Below are 19,565 nucleotides of genomic sequence, written 5' to 3'. Positions count from 1 at the left end.
CTGTAGCGCACTTACAGAAAGTGGCGCAGCGTATCTTCCAGATTCTTTTCGTTCAGCCGCCCCAGCAGGCTGCCCACCTGTTTGCCGTTGCGGTCCAGAATGATGCTGTAGGGCAGGGCACCGGCCGGGTTGCCCAGCGTGCGCAGCAGGCTCAGGGTATCGCTGTCGCCCAGCAGGATGGGATAGCCGATTCTCAACTGGCGGGCGAAATTGTAAGTCTCTGCCTTGTTGTCCAGCGCAATGCCCACCACCTCCACGCCTTTGGGCGCCAGACGATCACGCAGGCTATTGAGCATGGGCATTTCTTCGCGGCAGGGGCCACACCAGGTGGCCCAGAAATTCACCAGCACCACCTTGCCCTGATAGGCGCGCAGCGAGACCGAGCTGCCGGCCTGGTCGGTGAAGCGGGTTTGCGCCAGCGTGGGGGCAGCCAGCGCGCCCAGTGGCAGCAGGCAGAACAGGGCGGCCAGCAGGCTGGTGCGCAGGGTAGTCGGGCTCATGTGGCCTCCGTCATGATGAGTGGCAAGTCGCCAGGGGGAATTTTACCCGGATGATTTTGGAGTGGCAGCCTGTGGTCAAGTTTCCTGTCTGCAGGGCAAAATATGGTGTACCGCCCTGGCCGCTGCCGCATGATGCCAAACCGGATGCGCTGAAGCATTCCTTCATCCAGCAGGCTTGAATTCCCCGACTGCAACCCCCACCATAGATCAATTCGCTGCAAGTCATCCACCGTCTAGGGGAACCCATGACCGTCCCACATCTGTCCACTGCACTGACCGGCCCGCTGCTGGAGCTGGAAAGTCGCATTCTTACCGCCCAACCGCATATCGAACACTGGTTCCGCAGTCAGTGGCATAACCACGCCGCACCGTTTTACGGCTCGGTCGACTTGCGCAACAGCGGTTTCAAACTGGCTCCGGTGGACATGAATCTGTTTCCTGGCGGGCATAACAACCTGAATCCGGACTTCCTGCCCCTGTCCATCCAGGCGGCGCAGGCCGCGGTGGAAAAAGTCTGTCCGGAAGCGCGCAGTATCTTGCTGATTCCGGAAAACCACACCCGTAACACCTTCTACCTGCAAAATGTGGCCACGCTGGTGCATATTTTCGAGCAGGCCGGCCTCAAGGTGCGGCTGGGTACGCTGAACCCGGAAATCACCGAGGTCACCGAGCTGACCAGTGCCGGCGGCGACATCGTCAAGCTGGAACCCATCCTGCGCCAGGGTAACCGCCTCAAGCTGGCCGACGGTTTCAACCCCTGCGTGGTGCTGCTTAACAATGACCTGTCCGGCGGCATCCCGGCCATCCTCAAGGATCTGGAACAAAACCTGCTGCCGCCGCTGCATGCCGGCTGGGCAGTACGGCGCAAGAGCAATCACTTCACCGCCTACGATCAGGTGGCCGAGCAGTTCTCGCAGCTGATTTCCATCGACCCGTGGATGATCAACCCCTACTTCGTCAACTGTAGCGGGCTGGATTTTCATGCCCGTCAGGGCGAGGATGCGCTGGCCGAAGCCGTGGCCGGCACGCTGGACAAGATTGCCGTCAAATACCGTGAATACGGCATCAAGAACGACCCCTTCGTCATCGTCAAGGCCGACGCCGGCACCTACGGCATGGGCGTGATGAGCGTGAAGAGCCCGGAAGAAGTCATCGGTCTGAACCGCAAGGCGCGCAACAAGATGTCGGTGGTGAAGGAGGGGCTGGAAGTCTCCGAAGTCATCGTGCAGGAAGGCGTGTACACCTTCGAAACCGTGGATGACGCGGTGGCCGAGCCGGTGGTATACATGATGGACCGCTTTGTCACCGGTGGCTTCTACCGCGTGCATACCGGCCGTGGCATTGACGAAAACCTCAACGCACCGGGCATGCAGTTTGTACCGCTGTCGTTTGAAACCCCCTGCCTGCCGGACAAGCACGGCTCGCCGGACTGTGCGCCCAACCGCTTCTACGCCTATGGCGTGATTGCCCGTCTGGCGCTGCTGGCGGCCGCGCTGGAGCTGGAAAACACCGACCCAGAGCGCGACTGAAACCATGAAGCCGCTGTGTGGCCTGTTGCTACTGCTGTTGCCGATGCTGGCCACAGCCGCCAGCTTTGATTGCAGCAAGGCGGCAAGCGCCACCGAGCAGGCCATTTGCCGCCAGCCGGCGCTATCCGCGCTGGACGAGCAAGTGGCTGCCGCCTACCGCCAGCACAATCAGCAAGGTCTGCTGCAGGACAATCAGCGCCAGTGGCTGGCTGGTCCGCGTGCCGAGTGCAAGGCCGATGCCAGCTGCCTGCAAAACGTCTATCAGCAGCGGCTGGCGCAATTGCAGCGGGCGCAGTTGATCCACCAGCACATCGACAATGCCACACCGGCATATCGCTTTGACATCGCGCTGCTCGACTGGGGCGAGCAGGACTGGGCAGCCGCCGGCCCGGCCATCATCAATATCATCGACCAGCGCAGTCAGCGCCGCATCCAGCAGCTGCGGCTGGACAATGTCTATATGGCGCATGGCGATGATGGCAAGCCGCTGGTCAATACGGCGCGGCTGTATGATGTGCAGGGGGTGATCAATGTGGCCGATTTCGACTTCGACGGCCATGCCGATTTCGCCGTGCAGAATGGCAACGACGGTCCTTATGGCGGCCCCACCTACAGCGTTTATCTGTACGACACCACCAGCAAGCAGTTTGTGCTGAACGATGAATTATCCACGCTGACCGGGGAAACACTGGGCCTGTTCCAGGTGGATGCCAAGCGCAAGCGCTTGCGCACCCTGGCCAAGAGCGGCTGCTGTTACCACGAAACCACCGATTACCAGTTTGATGCCCACCACCGCCTGCAGGCGGTGGAGCGGCTGATTGAAGACGCGCAGGACCCGGCCGGCAAACAGGTGCGCGTAACCCGCGAAACCCTGGTCAACGGCCACTGGAAGAGATCCACCCGGCGCTATGCGCTGGATGCCTACTATCATCAATGAATCCGATGGCCGTCTGCCGGCCCGCCAGTGCCTGCTGGCGAAACCCTGGAGAGCACCATGCGTATCCTGTTCATCGCCGACCCGCTGGAACAGTTCAAGATCTACAAGGACAGCACCTTTGCCATGATGGAAGAGGCGGCACGACGCAATCACGCCATCAGCTTTGCCGAGGCGCGCCAGCTGTCGGTGGAGGGCGGGCGGCTGCTGGTGGATGCCCGTGGCCTCACCGTTACCGACGAACGCAAGGGCGATCACCCGGCCTGGTACAAGCTGGACGATGTCCATCGCCAGCCGCTGACCGCCTTCAATGCGGTGGTGATGCGCAAGGACCCGCCCTTCGACATGGAATACCTGTATGCCTCGCAGCTGTTCACCCTGGCCGAGGCGCAGGGCGTCAAGGTCTTCACCAGCGGCCAGGCGCTGCGCGACTTCAACGAAAAGCTGGCCATCCTCAATTTCCCCGAGCTGACCGCGCCCACCATGATCACCGGCGAAACGCCACGGCTGAAAGCCTTTATCCGCCAGCATCTGGACGTGATCCTCAAGCCGCTGGACAGCATGGGCGGGGACAGCATTTTCCGGGTGACGCCGAACGACCCGAACCTGTCGGTGATTCTGGAAACCATCACCCTGCGCGGCAAGCGCACCATCATGGCCCAGCGCTATATTCCGGAAATCCGTGATGGCGACAAGCGCGTGCTGGTGATTGACGGCGTGCCGGTGGACTACTGCCTGGCGCGCATTCCGGCTGCGGGGGAAACCCGTGGCAATCTGGCTGCCGGTGGCCGTGGCGAAGCCCGCCCGCTCAGCGCCCGCGACCGGGAAATCGCCGAAGCGGTCGGCCCGGAGCTGAAAAAGCGCGGCATCCTGCTGGCCGGGCTGGACATCATCGGCAATTACCTGACCGAAGTGAATGTCACCAGTCCCACCTGCTTCCGAGAAATCATGGACCAGACCGATATCAATGTCGCCGGCCTGTATATCGACGCACTGGAACGCGCCACCGCCCATTAAGACCCGCTCACAAAACCCCCGATTCTGCGTTGCGCCGACTTGCCGTACTCACTGTACTGTCTGCGTCGGCGCGCCTTGACTCGGGTACTCTACGAGGTTTTGTTAGCGGCTCTAAGCCTTGCCATCAGCCTGTCATCTGCCGGCGGCAACATCGCCGCTGGCAGCAAGGCCGGTTCGCTTGCCCGGCTGGCCGGCAGCGCTTAACATGCCGCTCGCCGGGCCGGCAAATGCCACCCGCCATCCGCGCAATCACTGGATCTGACATGAGCAAGCATGAGGAAAGCCCGTTCAAGGGCAAGACCGGCGTCCGCCGGCTGATCAACGCCTTCGGTTATTCGCTGGACGGCATCAAGGCGGCCTACCGCCATGAAGATGCCTTTCGCCAGCTGGCCTTGCTGGCCTGCATCCTGATTCCCTGTGCGCTGTTCCTGGTGCCGGCCAGCCCGCTGGCACGCGCCATGCTGGTGGCCAGCTCGCTGGCCACGCTCATCATCGAATTGCTCAATTCCGCCATCGAGGCCGCGGTCGATCACACCTCGCTGGAACGCCACCCGCTGGCCAAGCGGGCCAAGGACATGGGCAGCGCCGCCCAGCTGCTGGGCCTGATCAATCTGGCCGCGGTATGGCTGCTGGTGTTGTTCGGGCGCTAAGGTCGCAAGCCACGGCGCGACGCCGACTGCGCCAGCAATGACAGCAGGCTGGCCAGCAGGAAGGAGATGTCGCGGTCCAGTCGCGGCAGCAGCAGTACCAGCGTCAGACAGAATGCGGCAAAGGCAAAGCGCCCCAGCAGCATGCCGCGCAATAGCATCTGCACCGCAGCAGCGCCCTGCGCCTGCTGCATCGATACCGCCATCACCACCCCCAGCAGCGGAAACACCGCCAGCACGCCGCTCCAGGCCGCACCCAGCCGCTGCGCGGCCGCACTCACCGCCAGTGTCAGCACGGCGGCAGCCAGCATGCGCAGCCACAGCCGCTCGTGGCTGGGGCTGTCCGGCGGCAGCTGCGCTGGCCGTGGCAAGCAGAAATAATTGCCCCCGACACTCAGTGCCGCTACGCCCAGCGCCAGAAGCAGCGAGGGCGTGAGTTGCTGCAGCAATAGTGCGGCGAGCAGCCAGCCGCCGAGGGCGGCGGCCAGCGCCAGCGGCCAGTGCCGGCGCGCTGCGGTACGGGCATAAATCAGGTTGAAGGCTTCGGATGCCGCAATGGCGGCGATGGCTTGCATGGCTGCCACGGCAGCAAACGCCTTGCCCTGCTCATGGGCCAGCAGCCACAGGATGGGGCCGGCGACGACCGGCAGACCGGACAGCCAGCCGGCCAGGGCGGGGCCGCGGTAACGCGCCACCAGCGACAGCGCATACAACAGGGTGGGGATCAGGGTCAGTTTCAGCAGCAACATGCAGTGGACCGGTAGCAACAGCCGGCCCAGCATAACATGCAGATGGCATCGCGCGCTGCGCTGCCGGGCTGCCTGGCAGCGTGCTTGCGTGTATGCTGGTCAGCTCCTGCCCTGTCAAGCGAGAGGATGCATATGCTGTCACCGGCCGATTCTGGCGTGGAAGAACTGGTGCTCAATCTGGTGCTGTGGCTGAAACTGGCGGTGGAAGCCAGTGGTGCGCTGGTGATTGGCGTGGGAGTGCTGTTTGCCGGCCTGCGTTATCTGCAGCGCTGCTTTGAGCCGGGCATGGCGCAATACAACGCAGTACGGCTGAGCTTTGCCCGCTTTCTGGCACTGGCGCTGGAACTGCAACTGGCGGCGGATATCCTGTCGACTGCAGTAGCCCCCAGCTGGGACCAGATCGGCAAGCTGGCGGCCATTGCCGTACTGCGTACCGCGCTCAATTTTTTCCTGGCCCGGGAAATCCGCGATACCGAGCAGGCAGAGCAGCCGCCAGCGCGCTAGCTGCCCTGTGCTGGCCTGCTATGCCGGCCTCAGCGCGCCTGGCGGCGGTACAGATAGCCGGGATAGACCCGGATGCAGCCGCTGACATCTTCGACCTTGCCATATTCCCCCACCAGCTCCCAGCTGGCGCCATTGGCCTGCAGTATCCGGTAGACCGGGCTGCCGGCCTGATAGAACAGCAATTCATTGCCATGGAAGTGGTCCAGCGGCAGCAAGGGCTGCTGGCTGGGCAGCACCAGCAGCATGGCCGCGGTATGGATGTCCATGTCGGCCAGTTGTTCGCGATCGGCGGCCACCATGCCGCAGAAGGCCATCAGGAAGGCAAGCGGCAACATCAGCCAGTGGCCGCTGAGCAGGCCGAACAGGGTGAGAATGGTGGCGCCGGTAAAAAAGAAGCTGCTGTGTGTTTTCATGAGGTGGTTCATTGCCCGGGCTTGTGGCCTGCAAATGGCAAACGCCGCCTGGCTGGAGGCGGCGTTGTGCGGGTAGGTATTGCTCCGTCGCGGGAAGCTGCACCGCTGGCACGCTCAATCCGGCAGGGTTTGTCGGCAGGCTGTGCGGCGCATATTCGGAATTATATGAGTATTTTTCTGAAATTAAGCAATAAAAACAGTGTGTTGCGAATGCTGATGGCGTAGCGGCAATCACGGCCTGCATTGTGACGGCCTGACAAAAAAACAACGCCACCCTGAGGTGGCGTCGTGCTGGGCAATCCGCGGGCGGTGAATCACTCTTCCGCCGGCTTGGCTTCCGGCGGGGCAATCACCTCGCTGTAGCCGCATTCCTTCTGCGGGCACACCTTTTCCGTACCGCGACGCTTGGTGGTCTTGATGGTGAGGATAGGCCAGTTGCACTTGGGGCAGGGCTCGGCGACCGGCGGGTTCCAGGTGGCGTACTTGCACTTGGGATAGGTATTGCAGCTGTAGAACAGCTTGCCGTAGCGGCTCTTGCGCTCGATCAGGTGACCGGTCTTGCACTCCGGGCATTCCACACCGGTGTCGCGGGGTTTTTCCAGCGGCTCGATGTGCTTGCACTTGGGGTAGTTGGCGCAACCGATGAATTTGCCGTAACGGCCCTTCTTGATGTGCAGCTCGCCGCCGCAATCCGGGCAGACCCGGTCTTCGATCACCGTCGGGGCTTCGGCTTCTTCGGCAGCCTGCTCGGCGGTTTCACCGATATTGCGGGTGTAGTCGCAGTCCGGGTAGCCGGTGCAGGCAATGAAGCGGCCGCGCTTGCCAAACTTGATGGACAAGGGCTTGCTGCACTTGGGGCAGGCTTCGTCCAGGCTTTCGGTGGTGACTTCGGCGCGGGAAATGCTCTCTTTTTCTGCCAGCTGCTTGGAAAAACCCTTCCAGAAGCTGTCCATCACCGGCACCCATTCACGCTGGCCGCTGGCGATGTCATCCAGCTGGTTTTCCAGCTTGGCGGTGAAGTTGTAGTCCACGTACTGGCTGAAGTGTTCAGTCAGGAATTTGTTGACGATGTCGCCGGTGTCGGTGGGCTGGAAGCGCTTCTTGTCCAGAATCACATACTCGCGGTCTTTCAGCGTGGAGATGATGCTGGCGTAGGTGGAAGGACGGCCGATGCCGAATTCTTCCAGCGCCTTCACCAGGCTGGCTTCGGAGAAGCGCGGCGGTGGCTGGGTGAAGTGCTGTTCGCCGTACAGCTTGTCCACCGGCAGGCTGTCGCCTTCTTCCAGCAGCGGCAGCTTGGCGTTGTCTTCGTCCTCGGCATCATCCACGTCTTCTTCGTACACGGCGAGGAAGCCGGCAAAGGTCTGCACCTGGCCGCTGGCGCGGAAGATGCCCTCGCCCATGGTGATGTCGACGCTGGTGGTGTCGAACTTGGCCGGTGCCATCTGGCAGGCCAGGGTCCGCTTCCACACCATGTCATACAGCTTGAACTGGTCGGTGGTCAGGAAGGGCTTGACCGATTCCGGCGTGCGCAGGATGGAGGTGGGGCGGATGGCCTCGTGCGCTTCCTGGGCATTCTTGGACTTGTTCTTGTAGGCAACGGCGTTCTTGGGCAGAAAGTCGTTGTTGAAGGTGTCGCTGATATAGCTGCGGATTTCTTCCACGGCTTCATTGGCCAGCGCCACTGAGTCGGTACGCATATAGGTGATCAGACCGACCGTGCCCTGGCCGATGTCGATCCCTTCGTACAGCTGCTGTGCCGTCCGCATGGTGCGGTCGGTGGTCATGCCCAGCTTGCGCACGGCTTCCTGTTGCAGCGTGGAGGTGGTGAAAGGGGCAGCCGGGCTGCGCGATTTCTTTTTCTTCTCGATGCTGGTGACGGTGGCCGGATGGCCTTGCAGGCGCGCCAGGATGTCGGCGTGTTCGGCGTCGCCGGGAATGGCGAACTGGTCCAGCTTCTGGCCTGCCAGGGTGGTCAGCTTGGCCGAGAACTTGGTTCTGCCCTTGTGGCTGTCCAGATGTACCGACCAGTATTCCTGCTGTACAAAGGCCTTGATCTCGTTCTCGCGTTCGCAGATCAGGCGCAGTGCCGGGCTTTGTACCCGGCCAGCCGACAGGCCGCGGCGGATTTTCTTCCACAGCAGCGGCGACAGGTTGAAACCCACCAGGTAATCCAGCGCACGGCGTGCCTGCTGGGCATCGACTAGGTCCTGGGCGACTTCGCGCGGGTTGCCGATGGCTTCCAGTACCGCATTCTTGGTGATTTCGTGGAACACCACGCGCTGGGCAGTCTTGTCCTTCAGCAGCTTCTTGCTGTTGAGGATCTGCACCAGGTGCCAGGAAATGGCTTCCCCTTCGCGGTCCGGGTCAGTGGCCAGGTAGACATGGTCCACCTCGGCCACCGCCTTGACGATGGCGTCTACATGTTTGCTGTTGCGGGCGATCAGCTGGTACTTCATGGCAAAACCCTTTTCCGGGTCTACCGCACCGTTTTTCGGTACCAGATCGCGCACGTGACCGTAGGAAGCCAGGACTTCGAAGTCCGGTCCCAGGTATTTCTTCAGCGTTTTTGCCTTGGATGGCGACTCAACGATCAAGAGGCTGGAGGGCATGTTTTCGTTTCAGTGTGTACCGGAGGGGCTCCGGCTGATAGCGGGTCTATCTATCAAATAAAGCAAGTGCGCAAATAAAACAAGAGCGCGTGTGGCGCTCTTGTGCAAAATTCCGTGCAGTCTCGTCAGGCGAGGCGGGATGTTAAGCCCGCCGCACCGGCGCTGACAAGTCATTGCATGGTGGGTTCGCCGTGAATGGCGTCCAGCAATTCTTCGCCCAGCAGGATGGGCAGTTCTGCCTTTTGCGCCCACAACACCATCAGCGCCACCAGTTTGGCCGAGCCGACATTGATATCGTCATCCGGCAATTCAAACAGGCGGTCGATCACCATTTCGCGCTGCGAGGGCGACAGTGCGCCGTGGTCTTCCAGAAACTGGATCAGGCCGCGCACTTCGGTCGGCAGGCGTTCCTGCTCGGCATCGGCATAAATGCGCATGCCCGAGGCGTCGTCCGCGCTGGCATACAGGCCTTCCACCATATTGGCGACATTGTCCAGCCAGTCGAGCGCGTCGTTGATTTCCTCGTCTTCGAAGCCGGCGGCTTCCAGCTGGCGCATCAGTGTGCCGCGGTCGCCAAAGGCATCCGGGTCACGGTATTGCTCGAACAAATATGTGAGAACGTCAAACATCAGGTCTTCTTCAAATGAGCTGCTACAGAATCCAGTCTGAATCAGACCAGTCGCTGGACCTGCCCGCCAGGCAGGCTGGTGAGCTTGCCGGCAAGCTCCAGCTCGAGCAGCATCGCGTAAACCTCCCCTTGCGTCAACCCGAGTTGCTGTGCCAGCCACTCGCTGCTGACCGGGTCGTAGCCCATCAGGGTGAGAATCTGCCCGGTCGCCGCGGCCGGATCGGGAGCGCAAACGGTGGCCGGGCGCGCGCTGTGGCGCAGTCTGCCCACTTCTTCCAGCACGTCTTCCACCGATTCCACCAGCCGGGCGCCATCTTTCAGCAGCCGGTGGCAGCCACGCGCCTGCGGGTTGTTGATCGATCCGGGTACGGCCATGACTTCGCGCCCGCTCTCCGCCGCCAGCCGGGCGGTGATCAGCGAGCCGGAATTGATATTGGCTTCCACCACCAGGCAGCCGCGGGCCAGGCCGGCAATGATGCGGTTACGGCGCGGGAAATGGCCGGCCAGCGGACCGGCACCCAGCGGGAATTCGGACAGGATCAAGCCGGCGCTGCCGATCTGGTGTGCCAGCGCGCGGTTGCTGGCCGGGTAGACCCGGTCGATGCCGGTGCCGATCACGGCGATGGTGGAGCCGGCCGCAGCCAGGGCGCCCTGGTGTGCCGCGGCGTCGATGCCGCTGGCCAGTCCGCTGACGATGGTATAGCCGTGTTCGGCCAGTCGTCGGGCAAAGTCACTGGCGATCTGCTTGCCCGGCGGTGTGGCGCTGCGGCTGCCCACCATGGCCAGCATGGGCTGCTGCAGCAATTCACGGCGACCGCGGGCAAACAGCAGCGGCGGTGGAGAAGCGGTTTCTGCCAGCGCCTGCGGATAGTCGTCATCCTGCAGGCTGAGCAGGCTGCATTGCTCGCCTGCGGCCCAGGCCAGTGCGGCGTCGACATCCGGCTGCGCCACCCGCTCGCGCAGCGCCTGGGCAGCCTGCTGGCCGATCAGTGGCGTGGTCTGGGCGGTGCTGGCGGCCACGGCATGGCTGGCCGAACCAAAGCTGGCGATCAGCTTGAGAAAGCCCACCGGCCCAATGCCCGGTGTCAGCGCCAGCAGCAGCCAGTCGCCGGTGCTGTCGCTCATTCGCTTTCCGGTGCGGTAACGACATCGCCGACACTGGCGGCATCGGCGCTTTCCAGCACCAGTCCGTAAGACACCTTGTCAAACACGCGGTAGATGAAAATCTTGCCTATGGTCTGGCCCGGCAATGTGACGATTTTTTGCTGGCCGTCGGCGGTGGTGATGGAAACCGGCTTGGCGTTCTTGACAATGCTGAACACATCGCCCGCTTCCACCTGTTCGCGCCGGCCGCGGTTGATGACTACATTGGAATACTGCGCGGCACCGTCCACGCCATCGTAGACCGAGATGATCTGGCCGCGGATGTCGCCATCCGGGCTGTGCGGCACATAGCTGACAAACTGGTCTTTCGGCGCCTTGATCAGGCGGTCGCCCACCAGGATTTCTCCGGCCACACTGGTGATGTGCATGGTCTGCACGTCCTCGCCCAGCTTGTCCACCACCACGTCGCCACCGTACATGACTTCGTAGCCGAGGTTTTCCTTGGTGTCGGGGTCGATCAGCGGCTTGCCGGCACGATAGGCCTGCCAGTTGCCCATTTCGGTCACACCATTGGCATAGACGCGGTCGCCCGTGCCGAAGGCCAGCCGCTGTTCCGGCCCGGCAATCAGCCTGGGGGCGGTGTTGAACTGCGCTTCATCGACCACCAGCGGACGGCGGAGGAAGGGCTCGATGGCCGCGGCCGGAATACTGGGCACCGCCTTGTCGATGTCGGACATGCGTATTTGCGGTGACAGCCGCACTTCGTCCTGCTTGCCCTTTTCCAGCGACAGGCGCGGCTGGCCGTTGACATAGCTCAGCACCAGCACGTCGCCGGGGTAGATCCAGTGCGGGTTCTTGATGTCGCGCTTGTTCATCTGCCACAAGCTGGGCCACTTCCATGGGCTCTTGAGGTAGCGTCCCGAGATGCCCCACAAGGTATCGCCCTTGGTCACGGTGTAGCGCGCGGGTGCGTCGGGCTTGATGGTGAGGGTGTCGGAAAATGCCGGGAGAGCCAGTCCCAGAGCCAAAGCAAGCGATATAATACTTTTACGCATGAAAAGTGCCCCAATATTGAGTGTAACGAGCGCCCGCGAGCGCTCCTTTGACAAACGAGCATGCGTCAGACCCGTCTATTATCGACGTGCTGATGGCATTACGACAACTTGGAGCAAGAAAACCGATGGCGCTGCTGAACATTCTGCATTATCCGGATGCGCGTCTGCATACCGTGGCCACGCCGGTCGAGACTTTTGACGCTGCCCTGCAGACCCAGATCGACAATATGTTCGACACCATGTACGAGGCCAAGGGCATCGGTCTGGCTGCCACCCAGGTGGACTACCACCAGCGGCTGGTGGTGATGGACATTTCCGAAGAGCACAACGAGCGTCGCGTCTTCATCAATCCGGTCATCCTCGAAAAAGAAGGTGAAACCGTGTACGAAGAGGGCTGCCTGTCGGTGCCCGGCATCTACGACAAGGTGACCCGTGCCGAGCGGATCAAGGTGCGCGCCCAGGATGCCACCGGCAAGGCGTTCGAGCTGGAAGCCGACGGCCTGCTGGCCATCTGCATCCAGCACGAAATCGATCATCTGGATGGCAAGGTGTTCGTCGAATACCTGTCCGAGCTCAAGCAGGGGCGGATCCGCACCAAGCTGAAAAAGCGCGAAAAACAGAATATGTAAGGCATGACGGCCACCTGCCCTTACCGGGTGGCCCTGGCTGATTGAAGACAGGCCTGGCCTGTCTTTGTTAATTGCAGGCTGACAATGAAACTGATATTTGCCGGTACGCCGGAATTCGCCGCCGCAGCGCTCAAGGCCCTGTTGGCTGCCGGACATGAAATTGCCCTGGTGCTGACCCAGCCGGACCGCCCGGCGGGCCGTGGCATGAAACTCAAGCCCAGCCCGGTGAAGCAGGTGGCGCTGGAGCATGGCCTGCGCGTGGAGCAGCCGGTTTCCCTCAAGACGGAAGAAGCCCAGCGCATGCTGCAGGAGGTCGGTGCCGAACTGATGGTGGTGGCGGCCTATGGCCTGCTGCTGCCCAAGGCGGTGCTGGAGATTCCGCCGCGCGGCTGTCTCAACATTCATGCCTCGCTGTTGCCACGCTGGCGCGGTGCCGCACCCATCCAGCGCGCCATCCTGGCCGGAGACCGCGAAACCGGCATCACCATCATGCAGATGGATGTCGGGCTGGATACCGGCGACATGCTGTCCATCCATCCGCTGGCCATTGCCGCTGATGACACCGCAGCCAGCCTGCACGACAAGCTGGCCGCATGCGGTGCCGAGGCCATCGTCAGCACGCTGGCGCAGCTGGACAGCCTGCAGGCACAGCCACAGCCGGAACAGGGCGTGAACTATGCCCACAAGCTGAGCAAGGCCGAGGCCGAAGTGGACTGGTCCTTGCCGGCCGCCACCATTGCCCGCGCCATTCGGGCCTACAACCCGGCACCGGGTGCCTTTACCAAGCTGGACGGCGAACCGCTCAAGCTGTGGTTTGCCCAGGCCATCGCCGGCGCGGGCGAACCGGGTGTGGTACTGCGTGCCGATGCCGAGGGCGTGGTGGTGGGCAGCGGTGAGGGGCTGGTGGTCATCAGCCAGCTGCAAGCCGCAGGGGGCAAGCGGCTGAGTGCGCGTGATTTTGCCGCCGGCCGTACCGCGCTGGCGGGAACCCGTCTGGGCGGCTAGGCATCACAACAGGCCAGAGCAAAGGAGGCTAGCGTGAATAATCTGTTCAAGACTGCAGTGCTGATGGCCGCCTTCGTGGCGTTTCTCGGCTTCATTGGCGCCATGGTGGGGGGCAAGAGCGGGCTGTTGCTGGCCTTGCTGTTTGCCGGCGGGATGAATCTGTTTGCCTACTGGAATTCCGACCAGATGGTGTTGCGCATGTACAACGCGCAGGAAGTGGATGCCAGCACGGCCCCCGAGTTCTACGGCATGGTGGCCGAGCTGGCGCAGCGCGCCGGCCTGCCCATGCCACGGGTGTATGTGATTCATGAAGACCAGCCCAATGCCTTTGCCACCGGGCGCGATCCGCAACACGCCGCCGTCGCCGCCACCACCGGCATCATGCGCATGCTGGACTACCGCGAGCTGCGCGGCGTGATGGCGCACGAGCTGGCCCATGTGCGCCACCGCGACACGCTGATCTCCACCATCAGCGCCACCATGGCCGGTGCGGTATCTGCCCTGGCCAGCTTTGCCATGTTCTTTGGCGGGCGGGACGAAAACGGCCGGCCGGTCAATCCGCTGGCCGGACTGCTGGTGGCCATTCTGGCGCCGCTGGCCGCCAGCGTGATCCAGATGGCCATTTCCCGGGCGCGCGAATTCGAAGCCGACCGCGGTGGCGCCGAAATTTCCGGCGATCCGCTGGCATTGGCGGCAGCGCTGCAGAAGATCGAGTACTACGCTCAAGGTATCGCCATGCCCACGGCACAGGCACACCCGGAAACCGCGCAGATGATGATCATCAACCCGCTGTCCGGTCTGAGCATGGGCGAGCTGTTCCGCACCCATCCGCACACCGAGGAGCGCATTGCCCGCTTGCACGCTATGGCGCGCGGCGTGGGCTGAACGTATCATGCGCCTCTAGCAAGAATCCGTTGCCGCCGGATCCGGCCAGACTGCCTGGTCGCCGACGCCGACGGAGACCCACGGGCCGGTGCCAGGATATGAGCGCCGGCCATTATCAACGGCGAGAACGCAGTCCTCGCCGTTTGCCATTTAAGGTTTTGACATGCATCGCATACAGCAACTGGCCGCCGACGTGCTGGGCCAGGTGGAATCCGGCCATACCCTGACCGAGGCACTGGCCCAAGCCCAGCGCCAGGGCAGCGAACTGACGCCACCAGAGCGTGCCGCCCTGCAGGACATCTGCTACGGCAGCCTGCGCCAGCTGGCGCGTCTGCGCTTCTGGCTGCGGCGGCTGGTGCCCAAGGCCCTGCCGGAGCCGCAGCTGGAACGGGTGCTGCTGGTGGCGCTGTATCAGCTGGTGTATACCCGCGCGGCCGATTACGCCATCGTCAACGAGGCGGTCAAGCTGTCCGAGCGCCTGGCGCGTGGCAAATTCAAAGCGCTGGTCAACGGCGTGCTGCGCAATTTCCTGCGTCAGCGTGAGGAAATGCTGCGGCTGGCCGACAAGGATCTGGAAGCAGCCACCAATCATCCGCGCTGGTGGATCAAGGCGGTGCAGCAGGCGTACCCGCAAGAATGGTCGTCCATCCTGGAATGGAACAACAGCCACCCGCCGATGACGCTGCGCGTCAATCGCCGCAAGAGCACGCTGGCGGCTTACCTCGCACAGCTGGACGCACTGGGCATGCGCGCAACGGCACTGGACGAGGACGGCGGCATCATGCTGGACAAACCGGTCAATGTGCGCGAACTGCCGGGGTTTGCCGACGGCGTGGTATCGGTACAGGACTGGGGTGCACAGCAGGCTGCCCGGATGCTCGACTTGCAACCCGGACAGCGCGTGCTGGATGCCTGTGCCGCGCCGGGTGGCAAAACCTGTCATATGCTGGAAATGGCCGAGGTGGACATGACCGCGCTGGATATCGACCCGCAGCGACTGCAACGGGTGGCAGAGAACCTGCAGCGCGGTGGCTTGCAAGCCAGCCTGCATGCGGCTGACGCCGGGCAGGCGACTGACTGGTGGGATGGCAAGCCCTTCGATCGCATTCTGGCCGACGTCCCCTGCTCGGCATCCGGCGTGGTGCGTCGTCATCCGGACATCAAGTGGCTGCGCCGTCCGGGCGATTTCGCCGCGCTGGCCCGCCAGCAGGCGGCGATGGTTGACACGCTATGGGGGCTACTCGCTTCCGGGGGCAAAATGCTTTACGCTACGTGCTCGATTTTTCCGGAAGAAAATCAGCAGCAGCTGAGCGCATTCCTGGCACGACATCCCGATGCCGAATGCCTGGATCAGCAACAACTGTTGCCCTGTGAGCGTCATGACGGTTTCTATTACGCGCTGCTTGCGAAGCATTAGCCTGGTGTTATGGCTACTGGTCTGTGCCGTCAACACGGCGCAGGCCGATGGCATTCTGGCGCGCCGCGCCGATGCCGAGCTGACCCCGGATGGGCAGCTGTCTCTCAGCACCCGTTTTCAGACCAGGCTGAGCAGCGGTCTGAACGATGCGCTGGAGCAGGGCGTGGCCCTGACTTTCCGGCTGGAGTTCGAACTGACCCGGCCACGCAGCACCGCCTATTACCTCAACCTGAAAGAATGGTTCGAGCCGCATGCCAGCCTGGCTTTCAAGCTGTCCTACCAGCCGTTGACCAGCCGTTACCGCATTACCATCGGCAGTTTTTCCAATTATTACCGTACCCTGGCCGAAGCCATGGGCGCCCTCGGCTCCATTCAGGACTGGCGCGTGCTGCAAAGCGGGGCGCTTGATCCGCGCAGCCCCGGCAGCGTGGCGGGCCGGGTGCGACTGGTGCTGGACATCAGCGAGCTGCCCAAACCCTTCCAGATCAATGCCCTGGGCTCGGGGGAATGGAGCCTGTCCTCCAACTGGACCGCCATCAATATGAAAGATGGCAACTGATGCGTTACGCGGCGATTGCCCTGGCGGCCTTCGGTGCCATCATGCTCTACCTGCTGGCAGTGGCCACCGGCAATGCCTCCAAGCTGGCCGAGTACTACTGGTGGGTGTTCGGCCTCAACAGCCTGCTACTGCTCGGCCTGCTCGGCGTGGTGGGTCGCCAGCTGCTGCGGCTGCGCCAGCGGGTCAAGGGCCGCGTGTTCGGAGCCAAGCTCACCCAGCGGCTGGTGATGATGTTTGCCGTGGTGGCGCTGGTGCCGGGCTTGCTGGTGTTTACCATTTCGGCCCAATTCCTGACGCGCAGCATTGAAAGCTGGTTCGACGTGCGAGTGGAATCGGCACTGGACCGTGGCCTGGAACTGGGCAAGGGCGCGCTCAACTATGTGCTGGAAGACGTTGGCCGCAAAAGCCGCGTGGTGCTGGATGACATCGACGGCCTGCCCGGCAGCATGCTGCCTTCTCGGCTGGAACGCTTGCGCGAGCAGCTGGGCCTGCGCGAGCTGGCGATTTTCAACAAATCGGGGCAGCTACTGAATTTTGCCAGCAATAATGCTCACCAGCTGCCGCAAGCGCCTGCCCGCGATACCTTGCGTGGCCTCAAGCTGCGCCAGGGCAGCAAGAGCATTGAAAACGAGGCCGGCGGCCTGACGCTCAAGGTGCTGCTGCCCTATCGCACGCTGGACGGCGACTGGCGTGTGCTGCAGGTGGTGCAGGCCGCGCCGCAGTCCATTGCCCGCGATGCCGAACAGATTGAAACCGCCCGCGCCGAATATCATCAATTGCTGCTGTCGCGCGATGGCCTGAAAACCTTTTACATGCTGACCCTGGCGCTGGCCTGTCTGCTGGCGCTGACCTCCGCCCTGGCCTTTGCCCTGTTCCTGTCCGAGCGCCTGTCCGCACCGCTATCCGAACTGGCCGCCGGCACCCGTGCCGTGGCCCAGGGGGACTTTTCCAAGCGGCACCCGGTTTATCGCCGTGATGAACTGGGCATGCTCACCACCCTGTTCAACCGCATGACCCAGCAGCTGGAAGAAGCACGCCAGACGGCCAACCAGAACCAGCGGGCACTGGAAAGCGGCAAGCTCTACCTGGAAAGCATACTGGCCAATCTGTCCGCCGGTGTCATCGCCCTGGACGAAAGCTGGCAGCTGCGCGCCGCCAATACCAGTGCCGGCCGCATCCTGGGCGTGGACTTTGCCGAACTGGTCGCCTACCCGGTCAAACAGTGGTCGACGCAGGTGCCGGCGCTGATTCCCCTGGTGGACACCATGCTGCAGCATGGCGAGAACAAGCTGGAGGAAGAATGGCAAACCCAGCTGGATTATGTCACCGGCCAGGGCGCGCGAAGCCTGCTGGTGCGCGGCGCCCGCTTGCCGGAACGCTCCGGAAGCGGTTATGTTGTGGTGTTCGATGATATAACCGAGCTGGGGCGGGCGCAGCGCGACGCGGCCTGGGGCGAGGTGGCCAAGCGGCTGGCGCATGAAATCCGCAATCCGCTCACTCCCATCCAGCTGTCGGCCGAGCGCCTGGCGATGAAGCTGACGGCCAAGCTGGAAGCGGCAGATGCCGACATGCTCAAGCGCTCAACCGACACCATCATCAAGCAGGTGGCGGCGCTGAAGAACATGGTGGACGCTTTCCGCGATTATGCGCGCGCACCACGCATCAAACTCAGTGAACTTGATCTCAATCAGGTAGTACGGGAGGTTGCCACGCTGTACGAATCCAATCCGGCTGTTAAGATTGAACTGGAAGACAGGCCGCTGATGATCATGGGGGATGCCGCATTGCTGCGGCAGGTATTGCACAACCTGATGCAGAACGCACAGGATGCGGTCCTTGACGTTGACATCCCGATGATTCACATTAGCAGCCGACAAGAAGGAAGAAACGCGACCGTCTGCGTGCAGGACAATGGTTCGGGCTTTCCTGCCGAGCTCCTGCCACGCGCGTTCGAGCCCTATGTGACCAGCAAGCCCAAGGGAACCGGGCTGGGACTGGCGGTGGTGAAGAAAATAGCGGAGGAACACCATGGCCAGGTCATATTGGGGAATGGCGAGCAGCAAGGCGCGCGAATTCTTCTCACCCTGCCATTGCTGGAGGCCTAATGCGTAGCAGCGATATATTGATTGTTGATGACGAGATCGGAATACGTGAACTGCTCTCGGAGATCCTGCAGGATGAGGGATACACGGTTGCCCTGGCGGAAAACGCCGAGGTAGCCAGACAGCTGCGCAACCAGACGCGTCCCGCGCTGGTGCTGCTGGACATCTGGATGCCGGACTGCGACGGGGTCACCCTGCTCAAGGAATGGGCCAAGTCCGGCCAGCTCAACATGCCGGTCGTCATGATGTCTGGCCATGCCAGCATCGATACCGCAGTGGAGGCGACCCGCATCGGCGCCTTCGATTTCCTGGAAAAGCCGATTGCCCTGCAAAAGCTGCTCACCACGGTGCAGCGCGCGCTGAAGTATGGCGACATGCAGGCCAATACCTCGCTGAATCTGGACAAGCTGGGACGCAGCGAACCGATTCAGGAGCTCAAGCGCCAGCTGGAGCGGGTGGCCAAGGTCAAGTCGCCGGTGCTGCTGACCGGTGAGCCCGGTTCCGGCTTCGAACTGGTGGCACGCTTTTTCCATCAGGGCAATACGCCCTGGGTGACGCCGGCCAAGCCGGAACAACTGGCGGATGCGCCGCTGGAACTGCTGCAAAAGGCCAATAACGGCGTGTTGTTCCTGCCGGAAATCGGCCAGTACAACCGTCGTGTGCAGCAGGGGCTGTTGTTCCTGCTGTCCAAGCTAGACCGCTTCAACGTGCGCCTGCTGTGTTCCTGCAGCCGGCCATTGCAGGAATTGCTGGTCGATCCGGAATGCGACAACCGCCTGCTGACGGCACTGTCCAGCGTCATCGTGCCGATTCCGCCGCTGCGCGAGCATGCCGAGGACATCATCTTCATCGCCGAACAGATCCTGATCGAGCTGGTGGAGTCGCGCCAGGTGCCCAACAAGAAGCTGACCACCGCCGCACTCAATGCGCTGCGCCAGTATGACTGGCCGGGTAATCTGGAGCAGCTGCGCAGCATCATCAAGAGCCTGGCGCTGACTTCCGAATCGGACGATGTCGACGCGCCCGAGGTCAACAAGGTGCTGGCGCAGTTCCGCCACGAAAAGCCGGTGGAGGAGTCGGGCTTCGACTTCAACATGCCGCTGCGCGAATTGCGCGAGCAGCTGGAGCGGCGGTATTTCGAGTACCACATCTCGCTGGAAAACGGCAATATGAGCCGCGTGGCACAGAAGGTGGGCTTGGAACGTACCCACCTGTACCGCAAGCTCAAGCAACTGGGCATCAAGTTTGCCCGCAAGGTGGTCGAGGAGTAATCCCT

At 62.5% G+C, this 19,565-nt stretch carries 19 protein-coding genes; 12 read left to right on the top strand and 7 right to left on the bottom strand.

Annotated features, from left to right (window positions below; translation table 11 throughout):
* Positions 1 to 11: 11 nt before the first annotated feature.
* A complete protein-coding gene (locus DFR38_RS03940) occupies positions 12 to 500 on the bottom strand; it encodes a TlpA family protein disulfide reductase (RefSeq protein ID WP_110313032.1) in 489 nt (162 codons plus the stop codon).
* Between the two features lie 245 nt (positions 501 to 745).
* Between DFR38_RS03940 and gshA the strand changes: the two genes are divergently transcribed.
* The 4 genes from gshA to DFR38_RS03920 all read left to right on the top strand — a co-directional run bounded on the left by gshA (position 746) and on the right by DFR38_RS03920 (position 4,630).
* Positions 746 to 2,029 (top strand): glutamate--cysteine ligase, encoded by a 1,284-nt coding sequence (gshA, locus tag DFR38_RS03935; protein WP_059286682.1) that lies wholly within the window; start codon positions 746 to 748, stop codon positions 2,027 to 2,029.
* A 4-nt stretch (positions 2,030 to 2,033) separates the two neighbouring features.
* Complete coding sequence (locus DFR38_RS03930) at positions 2,034 to 2,966, top strand: XAC2610-related protein (RefSeq protein ID WP_059286683.1); 933 nt, start codon at positions 2,034 to 2,036, stop codon at positions 2,964 to 2,966.
* A gap of 57 nt (positions 2,967 to 3,023) precedes the next feature.
* Positions 3,024 to 3,980 carry a glutathione synthase gene (gene gshB, locus DFR38_RS03925; RefSeq protein ID WP_059286686.1) on the top strand — a complete coding sequence of 319 codons (957 nt, stop codon included), beginning with the start codon at positions 3,024 to 3,026 and terminating at the stop codon, positions 3,978 to 3,980.
* 263 nt (positions 3,981 to 4,243) lie between these two features.
* Positions 4,244 to 4,630, top strand: coding sequence for a diacylglycerol kinase (locus DFR38_RS03920; protein WP_082693396.1), 387 nt, complete (start codon positions 4,244 to 4,246; stop codon positions 4,628 to 4,630).
* Here the strand turns inward: DFR38_RS03920 and DFR38_RS03915 are convergent.
* Positions 4,627 to 5,376 carry a hypothetical protein gene (locus tag DFR38_RS03915; RefSeq protein ID WP_110313096.1) on the bottom strand — a complete coding sequence of 250 codons (750 nt, stop codon included), beginning with the start codon at positions 5,374 to 5,376 and terminating at the stop codon, positions 4,627 to 4,629. The two genes, DFR38_RS03920 and DFR38_RS03915, sit on opposite strands and share 4 nt — an antisense overlap.
* A 132-nt stretch (positions 5,377 to 5,508) precedes the next feature.
* On the opposite strand from DFR38_RS03915, the gene DFR38_RS03910 reads away from it, so the two are divergent.
* Positions 5,509 to 5,880 carry a DUF1622 domain-containing protein gene (locus tag DFR38_RS03910; RefSeq protein WP_082693730.1) on the top strand — a complete coding sequence of 124 codons (372 nt, stop codon included), beginning with the start codon at positions 5,509 to 5,511 and terminating at the stop codon, positions 5,878 to 5,880.
* 29 nt (positions 5,881 to 5,909) lie between these two features.
* Here the strand turns inward: DFR38_RS03910 and DFR38_RS03905 are convergent, their stop codons facing one another.
* The 5 genes from DFR38_RS03905 to DFR38_RS03885 form a co-directional block, all read right to left on the bottom strand.
* The gene (locus tag DFR38_RS03905) at positions 5,910 to 6,293 is read right to left on the bottom strand and encodes a hypothetical protein (RefSeq protein WP_059287383.1); all 384 of its coding nucleotides are present in this window, start codon (positions 6,291 to 6,293) and stop codon (positions 5,910 to 5,912) included.
* 314 nt (positions 6,294 to 6,607) lie between these two features.
* Positions 6,608 to 8,905 (bottom strand): type I DNA topoisomerase, encoded by a 2,298-nt coding sequence (gene topA / locus DFR38_RS03900; protein ID WP_059287382.1) that lies wholly within the window; start codon positions 8,903 to 8,905, stop codon positions 6,608 to 6,610.
* 170 nt (positions 8,906 to 9,075) lie between these two features.
* A complete protein-coding gene (locus DFR38_RS03895) occupies positions 9,076 to 9,534 on the bottom strand; it encodes a Smg family protein (RefSeq protein ID WP_059287381.1) in 459 nt (152 codons plus the stop codon).
* Between the two features lie 41 nt (positions 9,535 to 9,575).
* Positions 9,576 to 10,658, bottom strand: a complete 1,083-nt coding sequence (dprA, locus tag DFR38_RS03890) for a DNA-processing protein DprA (protein WP_110313031.1) — start codon at positions 10,656 to 10,658, stop codon at positions 9,576 to 9,578.
* Positions 10,655 to 11,692: a LysM peptidoglycan-binding domain-containing protein gene (locus DFR38_RS03885; protein WP_059285451.1), complete on the bottom strand. Its 1,038-nt coding sequence runs from the start codon at positions 11,690 to 11,692 to the stop codon at positions 10,655 to 10,657. The genes dprA and DFR38_RS03885 overlap by 4 nt, the downstream gene beginning before the upstream one ends.
* Positions 11,693 to 11,817: 125 nt before the next feature.
* On the opposite strand from DFR38_RS03885, the gene def reads away from it, so the two are divergent.
* The 7 genes from def to DFR38_RS03850 all read left to right on the top strand — a co-directional run bounded on the left by def (position 11,818) and on the right by DFR38_RS03850 (position 19,560).
* The gene (gene def / locus DFR38_RS03880) at positions 11,818 to 12,321 is read left to right on the top strand and encodes a peptide deformylase (protein ID WP_059285450.1); all 504 of its coding nucleotides are present in this window, start codon (positions 11,818 to 11,820) and stop codon (positions 12,319 to 12,321) included.
* Between the two features lie 84 nt (positions 12,322 to 12,405).
* The gene (fmt, locus tag DFR38_RS03875; RefSeq protein ID WP_110313030.1) at positions 12,406 to 13,326 is read left to right on the top strand and encodes a methionyl-tRNA formyltransferase; all 921 of its coding nucleotides are present in this window, start codon (positions 12,406 to 12,408) and stop codon (positions 13,324 to 13,326) included.
* Between the two features lie 33 nt (positions 13,327 to 13,359).
* Positions 13,360 to 14,211, top strand: a complete 852-nt coding sequence (htpX, locus tag DFR38_RS03870; RefSeq protein WP_059285449.1) for a zinc metalloprotease HtpX — start codon at positions 13,360 to 13,362, stop codon at positions 14,209 to 14,211.
* A 163-nt stretch (positions 14,212 to 14,374) separates the two neighbouring features.
* Positions 14,375 to 15,628, top strand: a complete 1,254-nt coding sequence (rsmB, locus tag DFR38_RS03865) for a 16S rRNA (cytosine(967)-C(5))-methyltransferase RsmB (protein WP_059285448.1) — start codon at positions 14,375 to 14,377, stop codon at positions 15,626 to 15,628.
* A 4-nt stretch (positions 15,629 to 15,632) separates the two neighbouring features.
* On the top strand, positions 15,633 to 16,187 hold the full coding sequence (locus tag DFR38_RS03860) for a DUF4390 domain-containing protein (protein WP_239688584.1): 555 nt from the start codon (positions 15,633 to 15,635) through the stop codon (positions 16,185 to 16,187).
* Positions 16,136 to 18,292 carry a sensor histidine kinase gene (locus DFR38_RS03855; RefSeq protein WP_239688583.1) on the top strand — a complete coding sequence of 719 codons (2,157 nt, stop codon included), beginning with the start codon at positions 16,136 to 16,138 and terminating at the stop codon, positions 18,290 to 18,292. Before DFR38_RS03860 ends, DFR38_RS03855 begins: the two co-directional genes overlap by 52 nt.
* On the top strand, positions 18,292 to 19,560 hold the full coding sequence (locus DFR38_RS03850; protein WP_059285445.1) for a sigma-54-dependent transcriptional regulator: 1,269 nt from the start codon (positions 18,292 to 18,294) through the stop codon (positions 19,558 to 19,560). The genes DFR38_RS03855 and DFR38_RS03850 overlap by 1 nt, the downstream gene beginning before the upstream one ends.
* The last annotated feature ends 5 nt before the right edge of the window (positions 19,561 to 19,565 follow it).

Source organism: Aquitalea magnusonii (assembly GCF_003202035.1).
GTDB classification, from domain to species: Bacteria; Pseudomonadota; Gammaproteobacteria; order Burkholderiales; family Chromobacteriaceae; genus Aquitalea; species Aquitalea magnusonii.
Note: the sequence above shows the minus strand (reverse complement) of the source record. Positions and strands in the feature narration are given on the sequence as shown.

Coding starts and splice junctions, on each gene's coding strand:
- DFR38_RS03855 (WP_239688583.1), top strand. CDS start 16,136: ATGGAGCCTGTCCTCCAACTGGACCGCCATCAATATGAAAGATGGCAA.
- DFR38_RS03885 (WP_059285451.1), bottom strand. CDS start 11,692: ATGCGTAAAAGTATTATATCGCTTGCTTTGGCTCTGGGACTGGCTCTC.
- topA (WP_059287382.1), bottom strand. CDS start 8,905: ATGCCCTCCAGCCTCTTGATCGTTGAGTCGCCATCCAAGGCAAAAACG.
- DFR38_RS03915 (WP_110313096.1), bottom strand. CDS start 5,376: ATGTTGCTGCTGAAACTGACCCTGATCCCCACCCTGTTGTATGCGCTG.
- gshB (WP_059286686.1), top strand. CDS start 3,024: ATGCGTATCCTGTTCATCGCCGACCCGCTGGAACAGTTCAAGATCTAC.
- DFR38_RS03920 (WP_082693396.1), top strand. CDS start 4,244: ATGAGCAAGCATGAGGAAAGCCCGTTCAAGGGCAAGACCGGCGTCCGC.
- DFR38_RS03940 (WP_110313032.1), bottom strand. CDS start 500: ATGAGCCCGACTACCCTGCGCACCAGCCTGCTGGCCGCCCTGTTCTGC.
- DFR38_RS03910 (WP_082693730.1), top strand. CDS start 5,509: ATGCTGTCACCGGCCGATTCTGGCGTGGAAGAACTGGTGCTCAATCTG.
- dprA (WP_110313031.1), bottom strand. CDS start 10,658: ATGAGCGACAGCACCGGCGACTGGCTGCTGCTGGCGCTGACACCGGGC.
- DFR38_RS03905 (WP_059287383.1), bottom strand. CDS start 6,293: ATGAAAACACACAGCAGCTTCTTTTTTACCGGCGCCACCATTCTCACC.
- DFR38_RS03850 (WP_059285445.1), top strand. CDS start 18,292: ATGCGTAGCAGCGATATATTGATTGTTGATGACGAGATCGGAATACGT.
- gshA (WP_059286682.1), top strand. CDS start 746: ATGACCGTCCCACATCTGTCCACTGCACTGACCGGCCCGCTGCTGGAG.
- def (WP_059285450.1), top strand. CDS start 11,818: ATGGCGCTGCTGAACATTCTGCATTATCCGGATGCGCGTCTGCATACC.
- DFR38_RS03930 (WP_059286683.1), top strand. CDS start 2,034: ATGAAGCCGCTGTGTGGCCTGTTGCTACTGCTGTTGCCGATGCTGGCC.
- rsmB (WP_059285448.1), top strand. CDS start 14,375: ATGCATCGCATACAGCAACTGGCCGCCGACGTGCTGGGCCAGGTGGAA.
- fmt (WP_110313030.1), top strand. CDS start 12,406: ATGAAACTGATATTTGCCGGTACGCCGGAATTCGCCGCCGCAGCGCTC.
- DFR38_RS03895 (WP_059287381.1), bottom strand. CDS start 9,534: ATGTTTGACGTTCTCACATATTTGTTCGAGCAATACCGTGACCCGGAT.